The sequence below is a fragment of the Shewanella sp. genome (assembly GCF_013214165.1).
GTDB lineage: Bacteria > Pseudomonadota > Gammaproteobacteria > Enterobacterales > Shewanellaceae > Shewanella.
This window is the reverse complement of record NZ_JABSSM010000056.1, coordinates 1-12,098: the sequence shown is the minus strand read 5'-3', so window position 1 is coordinate 12,098 and position 12,098 is coordinate 1. Positions and strand designations below refer to the sequence as shown.

Genomic DNA, 12,098 nt, shown 5'->3' with positions numbered 1-12,098 from the left:
TCTAATTCTGGCCTTATTCTTGCGATAGCTGAAGTACTTTATGTGAGAGTAAGTTGTCGGAACCAAACATGAAAAACAAGATCCATTCACCGTCTATCAATCCAATATCGCTAAAGGCTGGAGCCGAAGTGCAAATATCTCCTGCTGCGGATAATACCAGTCAAACTATTGCCATAAAACAGATCCCAGTTAGCTCGAAACCAGTCAATAGTAAGATCCATATCAGGGAACAGAAAGGATATTTCCAACGACTGAGAACCAGCCTAAATAGCCTACTTATCGCCACTTTCTTTCTGCTGCCCTTGATTCAGTACCAAGGCCGACAAGCCGTCTTATTCGATCTCAATGAACAACAGTTTTATTTCTTCGGTACTACACTCTGGCCACAGGACTTTACCCTTCTGGCCTGGATATTTATCACGGCGGCATTTCTGTTATTTTTTATCACCGCCTTTCTTGGGCGGGTCTGGTGTGGATACCTCTGCCCACAAACCGCCTGGTCATTCATCTTTGTCTGGATAGAGAAGCGTATCGAGGGCAACCACAATAAGCGCCGAATTCTGGACAATAGTCCCTGGACCCGGGACAAGATAATCAAACGCACCAGCAAGCATCTTCTTTGGGGGCTGATAGGCCTGCTGACAGGCTGTGGTTTTATCGCTTACTTTGTCCCAGCCACCAACGTCTATCCACAGATATTGAGCTTCAGTGCCAGCCCTACACTCACTGCCTGGGTATGGTTTTTTGCTATCTGTACCTACATCAACGCCGCCTGGATGCGAGAGATGGTATGCCTGCACTTATGCCCCTATGCCAGATTTCAATCTGCCATGTTTGACGCCAATACGATCACAGTAGCCTATGACCAAAATCGTGGTGAGTCCCGTGGACCGAGAAAGCGTAAACAAGCCACCGACCTGGGTGACTGTGTCGACTGTAACTTGTGTGTCGATGTCTGTCCCACGGGAATCGACATACGTAACGGCCTGCAATATCAGTGCATCAACTGCGGCGCCTGTGTCGATGCCTGTACTCAGACCATGGACAAGTTTGGCTATGCACACAATCTCATCGGCTATCGTAGCGAAAATCATCTCAAGGGTCTGAAAAACAAGCCGCTGACTTCACTTAAATTTTTAGGCTATGGTATCGCCACCATAATAATGTTTTCGGTGATTTGTATGGATATTTACCTGAAAAAAAATATTCAACTCAACGTCATTAGAGACAGACAAAGCCTATATCGTGAGACTCTGGATGATAAAATAGAAAACAGTTACACCCTCAAGGTACGCAACAAGACCCAAAGCGAAAAACACTATCGTCTGTCTCTCTCAGGCGACAGACCCTACAGCCTGCTGGGAAGCGTAGAGCTCAAGGTTAAAGCCGGTGAGCAGCTTAGCTACCCTCTCACTGTATATAGCCAGACTAACCAAGCCATAGACCAGGGCACTTCTGGTGCTCATAAGATGAAAGCCGGAATGGCTAAGATCGTATTTCAACTCATAGATACCCAAGATCCCAGCAACCAGGTATCCCAGGACTCTAATTTCTTCACCCCATAAAAACTAATTAAGCCTAAACTGGCTATAAAAATCACCCGCTGGCCCAACTGGCTAGCGGGTGTTCATGAAATCCCCCTGTAAAATCGGCGACGGCAGCAAAGGTAGAATAAACTTTTTGCTTAAATAGAAACTTCACTACTAATTTGAGTATCTCGTCGACGGGGCATAGTCACCTCCTATATCAACCAATATCTAAAGCTTAATCGGTGACTCTTTATCCATCAATTAACAATACCAGTCTCGATTTTCTCTTGTCGGATAACAAGTTGCTGAAGTCTCTGTTGTGGGTTCATTGGACGGATTTTGTTGTTTGGTTAGCTTTATGAATGCCATAGCTTCATTGGTGTTTATTGCTTGCAGCAGGTGCAGTGCAAGGTCTTGTATGTTCCAGACATCTCAAGACAATTCCCACATCCCTATGGGTCAGATGTGAATGAGTGACCTCTCATGTGTAAACACTTCTACGAGGCGCCGGCTGTTGATTTCATAAGAGTCATCCCTGTGGGCTCTGCCATTTATCGAGCTGCCATTTATCGAGCCACCCATCATAAAAATGAAGCCATTGACCACATACCAGTGCTGACAACGTGAGTGCTGAATGACATATAAGTCGATGATTTATTTAATTTAAAGCATCAAGACGATGAGTTTGATGCAACCGTGATAAATGGACACCCATAAAATTTTTGATACGTTAACTTCCCTCAAGTTCAACGTAGCGAATGCATGGTGCCAGTCATGATTAAACCTCTCAAATTAGTAATAAAACACACTCTAAAATCGAAGCGACAACTTATCTTGTACATCAGCAGGTGTAAATGCGGCTGCGAGCTTCCAAAACAAGGCCGAAAATGTACCCTACATTTTCGGCATTTCCTCCTTGACCTACAAGGATGTAGGGAATGCCATAATGATACCGGGGGTATCATTGGCCCCAGGAGGTCAGAGTGCTTGCGGCGACTCGTAGAACCTTCTCAAAATAAAGAGTGCACAATCCTCGCCCGCAAGGCGGTAGGTTACAATGAAGGAGTAACCTTCAAACTACTACTCAAGAACAAAGCAGCCAAATGAACACAAAATGTATTAAGCCTTCATTCGAAGGCTAGCTTATTTTGGGGTAAAAGTGAGTTATAGATCATTAGCAATGAAGCCAAATCGAAGAGAAAAATAACCCGGTGTAGATACGGCTGCGAGCTTCGGTTTCAGGGATGAAACCGCAGAGCGGCCAGGGACGGCTTCACAGCGTCTCGCAGAAGTATCTGCACATAAGCCCACCGCAGGTGATAGATAAAATTGAAACTACGAAACTCAAACACACTACTCAACACCAACCGGCCAAATGAAACCACAACAAAAATGTCATCCAGCTTCATTCGAAGCTGCTAATTTATTGGGGTAACCAAAGCTTCACACAGAGCCCAACGTCTTGCCGATTATGCAGGCTGATACGGCCATCGTGTGCCTCTAATATCTCTCGGCACAGGGGCAAGCCCAGTCCGGTACCCGATTGTTTGGTGGAGTAAAAAGGCAATAATGCCTGCTTAAGCACCTCCGATGACATGCCGCTGCCTGCATCACAGATGCTAATGAAGAAGCCCTTATTGCCACTCGAACCAGCAATGCCATGACTGGGCTTGGCCTCGGTGATGCTCATGGTGATCTTATCGACAGCAGAGCCCGACTCGTGGGCATTTTTCAACAGGTTCAGTAGCACCTGCTCCATCTGAATTAGGTCGAAGTAGCCATCGCCCTCGGGTAAGTCGCCATCCAAGGTGAACTTATAATGATGGCTCAAATGAGCGGTCAGCTTCAGCCAATTAACCATAGATTTATTAGGCAAAGGCAGCTTAGCGAATCTGGCATAATTGAAGATAAACTGGCTCAGGTGTTGGGTGCGGTCATCTATGGTGTCGAAGATCATCTTGAGTTTGGGATCATTGAGACTTTTGGTGATCATGCGGCCCGAGTTGACCATTGACGCTATCGGGGCCACCGAGTTATTGAGCTCATGGCTTATGATGCGGATCACCTTCTTCCACACCGCCACCTCTTGCCGATTAAGCTCGTGAGTCATCTGTTTCAGTAAGAGCAGATGATGCAACTGGCCATTGAGCTTGAAACGTCCCCGGGACAGATGCCAGATCTCATCCTCATTCATGGCCTCATCGCTGGTTTCACCTTGGTTTTCTGCGCCAAGTAGCTCCTTGGCTGCCAGGGTAAACAGGCCATCTTTGGGATTATTTAGCGCAGTGATGAGTTCGGGGCAACTGCCTTCGAGCAGCTCATTCAGACTCAAGCCTTCTATGGGTACGCCTTGATTGAACAGGTGCCGAGCGGCGTCATTGGCGTAAATCACCCTCTGTGCATCATCGAGCAGTATCATCACATTGGGGGAGCTTTGGATCACCTTATCGAGTAACAACTCACGCTGATAGATGAATTGCCGTTCTCGCCTCAGGGTATGTGCTGATTCATTGAATAACTGAGCCAGGGCGCGCAGTTGCTTATCGCCTTTGACCGGGATGCTGATGCTAAAATCATTATCCTTGAAGTTGAGCAGGCCCACCTCCAGCGCCATCAAGCTGTCCGCCAGACTACGGGTCATGTGATGACTTACCGCCCACACCAGCACCAGTGACAACAAGGCTACCAACAGCAGATAGTCCTCACCCAGCCAGTTAAACAGTAAACCTGCCGAGACTAGGCCCAATAAGCAGGCTAACACGGAACCCATAATTAACTTAGATCTCAGCGTCATTGCAAAATTATCCATAATAACTATACATAGTAAATTCCATTATTCATCGCCTCATCCGTAATCCGTAATCCGTAATCCGTAATCCGTAATCCGTAATCCAGACATAGTCGACTCCCGACGACTACTTGTCGATACCAAACTTTTCCATGCGGCGATACAGGGCCTGCCTGCTGAGTCCCAGTGATTTGGCCACGCGGGCGATGACGCCGTGATGCTTGTCTAACTCGGCTTGTATGCTCGCCTTGTCGATAACGCTAATGCTAGCGCCGGCACGCGTGTTGGCACTGATATTAGCCGAATCTTGTCCCCTTGGCGTTGCGGATGTCGGCTCAATTGCTGGCTCAGGCTTAAGTGCGGGGTCTGACACAGTTTTTTCTTGGGCTGGCTCACGCATACCACCGCCACGAATATCATGCTCCGGCTCAGTCGCAAGTGGCTCAGATGTTAGCAACTCAGCGACCAGACCGAAATCGGCTGCGGTCAGTATCTTAGATGGTGCTAAGATCACCGCGCGCTTGCAGGCATTTTCCAGCTCCCTGACATTGCCGGGCCAAGTGTGGGTTAGCAGGGCCCCTTGAGTCTGTTTATTGAGGCGAAAATCCGGGCCGATAAAGTGGCTGACTAGGGGCAGAATATCATCCTGGCGTTGATTGAGGGGAGACAGCTCCAGCTCGATAACATTGAGACGATAGAAGAGATCTTCACGGAAACGTCCCTCGCGAATGTCGACTGCGAGCTCGGCATTGGTGGCGCTGAGCACGCGCACCTTGGCCTTGCGGGTCTGATGACTGCCCAGGCGTTCAAACTCACCAGTTTGCAGCACCCGCAACAGTTTAATCTGCCCCGACAAGGACAAGTTACCAATCTCGTCTAAGAAGAGTGTGCCGCCATCGGCCGCCTCGAAACGACCTATGCGGGTCTTATTGGCGCCGGTAAACGCGCCGGCTTCAGCGCCGAATAGCTCGGCCTCCAGCAGATCCATGGGTAAGGCGCCGATATTCACCTTGATGAAGGGTTTATTCTTCAGGGGAGAGTTAGCATGAATGATATCGGCCAGCTTATCTTTGCCCGCGCCATTGGGACCTGTGATTAACACAGACACATCAGAACGTGCGATCTGCAGGGCAAGGTCGACACTGCGCTGCATCGAACCACTCGCGAACACGATGCCACACAGATCTGCATCCTTGATGGCCACCATACGTTGATTGTCGACACGCTGTAACTGGCTATTTTCCCGGGACAGGGTATGCAATGAAATCAGATTGCTCACACTGTTGACTAGCTTGGCATCGTCCCAAGGCTTACCCATGTAATCCGCCGCCCCCTCCTTGACCAATTCAACCGCGATATCCAGCTGAGTCCAGGCGGTGATCAACACAATGGGGAGTTGAGGCTGCAAGCGACGCAGATCATAGAAGAGTGATTTTCCTTCCTCACCCGAGGTGGTGTCCTGGCTGAAGTTCATATCTTGGATCACTAGGGCAATATCATGGATTTTAACCAATTCCAGCGCCACGTCCGGGGATAAACAGGTGTGGGTCTTATACCCGTGGAGTTGCAACATCAGTGCCAATGCATCACACACGGCCTGATTATCATCGACGATGAGAATCGTATCCATACTTGTTTTATCGTTCTTCTAGTTAGTTGAAAATTACGTTTAACGTCATTTGCGGCCAGCGCTTAAACTCAGAAAGTTAGCTTCAAACTAACTTAAAGCGAAACAGCATTAAAGGCAAATCCTCTCCCGCTCATTTCAGCACTTCCCGAACCTAAATCGACTCTAGAACAAGATACAGACTATACGCTGCGAGTCGCTATGGCTGGCGGTATATTAACTGCTTTTCTCACCGCTAAGATGACCGCTATACGCTGCGGGTCGCTATGGCTGGCGGTATATTAACTGCTTTTTTCGCCGCTAAGATGACCGCTATACGCTGCGAGTCGCTATGGCTGGCGAGATACTCGCCGCCTTTCTCGCCGGTAAGATCACCGCTATGGTGGTGAGCACCATCAAGCCAGCCACCGTCATTATCGGGTAAATAAGCTCAAGCTTGGGCAGGCTATATAAGGTCATCAGCTGCTGACCCAGTTGTACCGCCACCAGCCCACCTATGATGCCGCCCACGATACAGATGATGTAGTTCTCCACTAAGAACAGGATCAATATATCCCTGCGCTTAGCGCCCAAAGCCCGCCGAGTACCTATCTGCTTGGTGCGTCGCTCGATATTAAACATCACCATGCCGGCCAGGCCTAAGGAAGTGATGAGTAGCAGTAAAATCACCATCATCGACAGCACCGCCGCCATCAACTCATGATTACGATACACCCTCTTACGATGCTCGCTGATCAGGGTAAAGCCGTCGATAACCCGATTGGGTTGATCTTTATGTAGCAGGGCAGGAATGGCCTGTTTGAGCAGGGCTAAGGTGCCCACCTCGGCGCGGACTAAGACCTTAGTGAACACGTTAACCAGTCTCACATTCAATATCACACTGTTATCCAGAAATGAGCTGTTGACCCAGGCACCCTGGAGCTTATCCACCACGCCGATGATCTGCAGCGGATTATTTCCCCAGTCTCCCGCATACATGATCTGACCAATGGCAGACTCATCTCCCCAAGTCTCCTTGGCAAACGCCTTAGACACTATGGCATGAGTCGCCAGATCCGGGTTGCCGCTGAGGATCTCGGTCTCATGGAAGTTGCGTCCCTCGATCAGATCCACACCTAAGGTGTTTATCATATGCTCATCGCCATAGTAGATGGCGGCACTCTCGGTATCCTTAGCCGCTGCCTCACTGCTGCCTATGGTATAACCGGATGACCAGCCTCCGCCGCTCAGGGGCATCATGCTGGTCGTGGTAGCATCTATCACCCCTGGCAATTCACGAATGGCGCGCATGTCACGCTGAGTCTGAGACTCAATGTCGATACTAGAATCGAAGGCATAGAGGCGAAAGTTGAACACCTGCTCCTCGGCCGTTCCCGAGTCGCGATCCATCAAGGCGAGCCGCTCGCTGATGATAAAGCTGGCATTGGCCACAATCGCCACGGAAAGAATGATCTGGATCAGCAATAAGATCGGGCCACTCTTGCTGCGCATCAAGGTATTGATGATGGGTTTAATGTGTAACATGTAGAATTCCTTGTACTGATTTCACCCGCAGGCTTACTGACTCTTAAGATGCACGCTTGGATTGGTAGAGCAGATGCGCCAGGCCGGATAAATACCGGCAAGTAAGGCGGCGCAGATGGCAATAGCCGGTGCGATTATCCACATGCTCGGATCTAGGTGAGTCAGCGACTCTTCCAGATCGAAACGAGCCGACAGCATAGACAATGACATCCATGCCCAGATTAAGCCCAAGACACCACCACAGAAGCCAATTAAGCCCACTTCGACCATATGCTGAGCAAATATCTGCTTACGGCTCGCGCCTATGGCACGGCGAACCCCGACTTCCGGAGCTCGTTTCAAAAATTTAGCCAGTAACAAGCCCAACATGTTCACCAGACAGACCAGCAAAAACAGCGCACTGAGACCGACCAATATCTTATTGTCTTCGGGAACCACTTCGTTAAGGTCCAGCCACTGAGCAACATTCGAAAGCTGAGCACCCGCCTCAGGGCTGTCGAACCGACCCAAGAGCTGTTGCTGCTCTACATAACCCGTCAACCACTGGGCATATTCATCTCGCTGTTTATCGTCGCTCACCTCGGCCCAAAACTGTATCCAATGCATCTCTGAATTAAGGCGATCACTATAGGTATCTATAGATTCTCGCTTCCAGCTTTGATTATTGCCCCAACTCTGAAACTCTTCGATAGGCGCCAGAGAGAAAGGGATAAACAGCTGAGTGCTATCTTTGAATGCCCCCGTGGTCACATCGTAATATTGAGGACTGGGGTTCCAGGTCTTAATCACTCCAACCACCTGATAAGGCTTGCTGTCTAAGAACAGGGTCTTGCCGACGCTGTCTTCCCCCGAGAATAACTGTTTATTAATGTCTTGGTTGATCACCACCTGATAAGCGGCCTGGCTATCGACACGCTTGTCCCAGGCGCCACCATAGAGAAAAGGCACAGAAAACATCCCGAAGAAATCGCTATCGGTCACCCGTACAGTCTCTAGCAGAGGAGAAAAATCAGCATCTTCTGTTTGTATCGCTAAACCGGTAACGAACATAGCCGTTTGACGCACCGGCAGATCACTCTTACGTAAATTAAATGCATCCTGATAGGTTATTTGGTCATTAAACTCCTTCCAGGCATCCTTGCCCTGACTCCAGAGCTGGACTGCCATTAACTTATCTGAACGCTCTCCCGCTGGATTGACAGACATGAGTTGATAAACGTTGAGCGTCGTGATGGTGATGCTGATGCCAACAGAGATGGCGAGTACCATCAACAATGACAACAGAGGCGTCTTCTTTATGCTGCGCCAGGCTAGATCGAGATAATAGAAAAACATGGTCACTCTCCTTAACTCGCCACTCGTTGCGTCTGCTTTGAATCATAGCGACTCTTGTCTGTACCAGAAGGCGAGCCTGCAACCCGATGTGGCTTTTCGCTGCCTGCGCCGCCTTGATGCCCTCCTCCTTGATACCCTTCGCCTTGATACATGGTAAAATCACAGACTTGGCCATCGACAATCTGAATATTACGCTGAGCTCGGCGCGCAAGCTCAGGATCATGAGTCACCATGATGATAGTCGTGCCGGCCTTATTGATATCTTCCAACAGCTCCATCACTTGACGCGCCATCATGCTGTCTAAGTTCCCCGTCGGCTCATCGGCAAGCAGGAATCTTGGCTCTCCAGCCAAGGCGCGGGCAATCGCCACTCGCTGCTGCTGACCACCAGACAGTTGTGATGGCAGATGCTTCATGCGTGCCGCTAGGCCCACCTGCTCTAATGCATGTTGCACACGGCGCTGACGTTCTTTAGCGTTGAAACCACGATAGCGCAGTGGCACCTCGATATTTTCAGCCAGGTTAAGGTCGGGAATTAAGTTAAAGCCTTGGAAGATAAAGCCTATTTTCTGGTTACGAATCGCGGCACTCTTGTTATCGCTCAAGTTGGAGATATTGACGCCATCGAGGAAGTAGTCACCGTGAGTGAAGCCTTCCAGCAGACCGGCAATATTGAGGAAGGTGGTCTTGCCTGAGCCCGATGGTCCTGTGACCGCCACAAATTCACCCTCGCTGACTTCGAGATTAAAATCTCGCAGTGCATGGGTCTCTATTAAATCCGTTTTAAATACCTTACTGATGCTTTTCATCGATAACATGTCAATATTCCCTGTTTTTATCGTTTAATTCGTTATAACTTTTTGTAGGAGCGGCTTTAGTCGCGATGTCGCGATGCTGAAATGTCGCGATGTCGCGATGTCGCGATGCTGCGATGCTGCGATGCTCCGAGTAATATTGGTTCTCCCGGCTTAAGCTGGTCCTAGGGCGTTAATCCAAGGCGCACTCGATAATGCCCATGACGTATTTCTGCGTGAAAATAGCGATATCGGCCAAGATGTTCATAGCCTCTATGCCAGCAGTGACCCCATCACTTAACCCTGTGACTAAAGTAGAAACTGAGCCAGAAACTAAGCCAGTGCCTATATGTAGGCCTGTAGTGACATTTGTAACTTCATTGAATACCGGCGTAACAGGCACCGTCATCTCTAACACCTTAAGGCCAAAGACATACCAGTCGCCGATGCTCTGAGTCGATACCTGAACGGCGACCAGTAGCAGCAATAATGCCGATACCGTGATCACTCTCTGTATGTTTAAGGCTGCTAAGAATCTATTCCCGCTGAGTGCTCTTGGTAAATGACTATGCTCAATTAATTTATTCATCTTGCTCTCCTTAGCGTACTAACACTTGCTCGGCTTTGTTGAATGGCTGGATACTGGAAATCACCCAGACATCCCCCGCCTTGCCGCCTTGCAATACTTCTATATGACTCATGCTGCGGGCCCCCAACTGAATATCTGTTTGCTCTGCGATATCGCCATTCATGGCATAGACTTCTCTGCCGCCACCGGTTGAGACAAATGCACCGCGCTTCACCATCAAGACATTAGGTCTGTTTTCTAATAGCACCCTAGCCGACAGACGCTGGTTCTGACGCAAATGCAGACGATCGTCTTGCTCAAACCTGACACGAGCGGTGACCTCACGATTTCTCACCTCGGGTGAGATAGACGACAGCTCGCCAACCAGAGTCAGGTCGCCAAAACTCAGTTCCACCGCCATGCCGAGTCCTAACTCGTCGGCATAGGACTCAGGTACTGCTAGCTCGGCCTCGAAGGCACTCAAATCTACGACTGTGAGTATGGGTTGACTCTGACCGATACGGGCTTTTTGCTCCGTGAGCCAGTTGCCTATGATACCGCCCACGGTAGCCTTAATATTTAGTGCGCCGACCTGACGTTCCAGCTCGCTGACCACTAGCTGCTGACGATTAACTTCTGACGCCTTGTTCTTTATCTCGAAGGTCTGAGTGTCGCGCATCAGCTCGGCTTCCTGCTTCGCATGGGCGGACAACAACTTGGCTTTATACAAGTCATCCTTGCCCTTCTCGAAATCAATTTTAGAGATGAGTTTATTTTGGATTAGCTCATCACCGCGGCGACTCTCTCGGTCCGCCGCTCCCAGATCAACCTTGGCCATGTCTAAGGTTTGCTGCGCCTTGAGTTGCTCACGGCGGGCATCGAGACGGGCTCTCTCTAATGCGCTCTGCATGCCTTCTAGCAAGGCCTCTTGTTGTTTAAGGCTGTTGGTCAATTTGTGACTCTCGATGGTGGCCACCACATCACCCAATTCGACTCTGTCACCGGGGTTTGCCAACAAGGTCACAATGCCTTGGTCTGTGCTGTAGAGGATGGGCGCGTTAGCCGCGACTATCTTACCGCTGGTAGCAATGTCACGAGTGAGTGTGCCTCGCGCTAAGGTGGCAAATCTAAGCTCACTGCGTTTAATCGACTCGCTCACCTGACTGCCGCCAACACTGGACCACACTAATCCAGAAACCAGAAGCACTGCCGCTGCGGCCACTAAGGGCCAGCGCAACTTCTTGCCCATGTTTGGCTGAATCTCTGTGTCTTGTCCGCTGGTATCCTGAATCATCATATCCCTGTCCGCTTGTGAGTGCTGTATCACTATTTTGCAATTAATCAATCTTGCGATGATATATACAAGAAGTGCGCCAGAAATTTACGTCACTTAATATTCAATGACTTAATAGATAAAAATAGGCAAGCGAACACTAAAAGTGTCCGCGGACACATGAATGAGGTGTCCGATTATGTGTTCAATTGAGCTACATGTGTCCGATCGTTTACTCAAATGGGCATTAATTGTGTCCGATTCATTAGCGGACACACACAATCTTGCCCATTAACGTGTGTTAAGTGACTCATCGCAGCCACTCCTCCAGTCATTACTAAGCACATCGAGGGATCCATCGCATTTTTCTAATCATTTGATTGCAAGCTTGCCAATTGTCCATTAGAGTTTTCTCACGTACCCTTGGCCATCAGTTTGATATTCGGCATCATGATCACCCCAGCTAACTCTGGAGGTGAGCCCAGATCCCAAGTACGTCACGATGAAAAATTTTGATATTAAAACAGAACTTCAGGATCTGGCTAAGCCATAAGCCAGCCTAGCAAAACCACAGTGAGAGAAGAGGAATAAATCTATGTTGAGATCCATAGCCGACATCATGGCCGAAGTGAAAGCCCCATTGAATACCATCACGGCGCA

8 protein-coding genes are annotated in these 12,098 nt (G+C 49.2%); 1 reads left to right on the top strand and 7 read right to left on the bottom strand.

Annotation, left to right across the window (positions count from 1 at the left end):
• Nucleotides 1–68: 68 nt before the first annotated feature.
• Nucleotides 69–1,565 (top strand): cytochrome c oxidase accessory protein CcoG, encoded by a 1,497-nt coding sequence (gene ccoG / locus HRU42_RS15020; RefSeq protein WP_295032130.1) that lies wholly within the window; start codon nt 69–71, stop codon nt 1,563–1,565.
• A gap of 1,387 nt (nt 1,566–2,952) precedes the next feature.
• On the opposite strand, the gene HRU42_RS15015 is transcribed toward ccoG, so the two are convergent.
• The 7 genes from HRU42_RS15015 to HRU42_RS14985 all read right to left on the bottom strand — a co-directional run bounded on the left by HRU42_RS15015 (nt 2,953) and on the right by HRU42_RS14985 (nt 11,459).
• The gene (locus tag HRU42_RS15015; protein WP_367227190.1) at nt 2,953–4,338 is read right to left on the bottom strand and encodes a PAS domain-containing sensor histidine kinase; all 1,386 of its coding nucleotides are present in this window, start codon (nt 4,336–4,338) and stop codon (nt 2,953–2,955) included.
• A gap of 106 nt (nt 4,339–4,444) precedes the next feature.
• A complete protein-coding gene (locus tag HRU42_RS15010; RefSeq protein ID WP_295032128.1) occupies nt 4,445–5,947 on the bottom strand; it encodes a sigma-54 dependent transcriptional regulator in 1,503 nt (500 codons plus the stop codon).
• A 309-nt stretch (nt 5,948–6,256) separates the two neighbouring features.
• Nucleotides 6,257–7,468 carry an FtsX-like permease family protein gene (locus tag HRU42_RS15005; protein ID WP_295032127.1) on the bottom strand — a complete coding sequence of 404 codons (1,212 nt, stop codon included), beginning with the start codon at nt 7,466–7,468 and terminating at the stop codon, nt 6,257–6,259.
• Between the two features lie 33 nt (nt 7,469–7,501).
• The gene (locus HRU42_RS15000) at nt 7,502–8,803 is read right to left on the bottom strand and encodes an ABC transporter permease (RefSeq protein WP_295032126.1); all 1,302 of its coding nucleotides are present in this window, start codon (nt 8,801–8,803) and stop codon (nt 7,502–7,504) included.
• Between the two features lie 11 nt (nt 8,804–8,814).
• Entirely contained in the window at nt 8,815–9,621 is an 807-nt protein-coding gene (locus HRU42_RS14995; RefSeq protein WP_295032125.1) for an ABC transporter ATP-binding protein, read from the bottom strand.
• Nucleotides 9,622–9,790: 169 nt separating this feature from the next.
• On the bottom strand, nt 9,791–10,186 hold the full coding sequence (locus HRU42_RS14990) for a hypothetical protein (protein ID WP_295032124.1): 396 nt from the start codon (nt 10,184–10,186) through the stop codon (nt 9,791–9,793).
• Nucleotides 10,187–10,196: 10 nt separating this feature from the next.
• Complete coding sequence (locus HRU42_RS14985; protein WP_295032145.1) at nt 10,197–11,459, bottom strand: efflux RND transporter periplasmic adaptor subunit; 1,263 nt, start codon at nt 11,457–11,459, stop codon at nt 10,197–10,199.
• Nucleotides 11,460–12,098: the final 639 nt, after the last annotated feature.

What these genes read in the sequence shown, in the direction of transcription:
- HRU42_RS14985 (WP_295032145.1), bottom strand. Translation starts at nt 11,459, where the DNA reads ATGATTCAGGATACCAGCGGACAAGACACAGAGATTCAGCCAAACATG.
- HRU42_RS15015 (WP_367227190.1), bottom strand. Translation starts at nt 4,338, where the DNA reads ATGGATAATTTTGCAATGACGCTGAGATCTAAGTTAATTATGGGTTCC.
- HRU42_RS15000 (WP_295032126.1), bottom strand. Translation starts at nt 8,803, where the DNA reads ATGTTTTTCTATTATCTCGATCTAGCCTGGCGCAGCATAAAGAAGACG.
- HRU42_RS14990 (WP_295032124.1), bottom strand. Translation starts at nt 10,186, where the DNA reads ATGAATAAATTAATTGAGCATAGTCATTTACCAAGAGCACTCAGCGGG.
- HRU42_RS15010 (WP_295032128.1), bottom strand. Translation starts at nt 5,947, where the DNA reads ATGGATACGATTCTCATCGTCGATGATAATCAGGCCGTGTGTGATGCA.
- ccoG (WP_295032130.1), top strand. Translation starts at nt 69, where the DNA reads ATGAAAAACAAGATCCATTCACCGTCTATCAATCCAATATCGCTAAAG.
- HRU42_RS14995 (WP_295032125.1), bottom strand. Translation starts at nt 9,621, where the DNA reads ATGTTATCGATGAAAAGCATCAGTAAGGTATTTAAAACGGATTTAATA.
- HRU42_RS15005 (WP_295032127.1), bottom strand. Translation starts at nt 7,468, where the DNA reads ATGTTACACATTAAACCCATCATCAATACCTTGATGCGCAGCAAGAGT.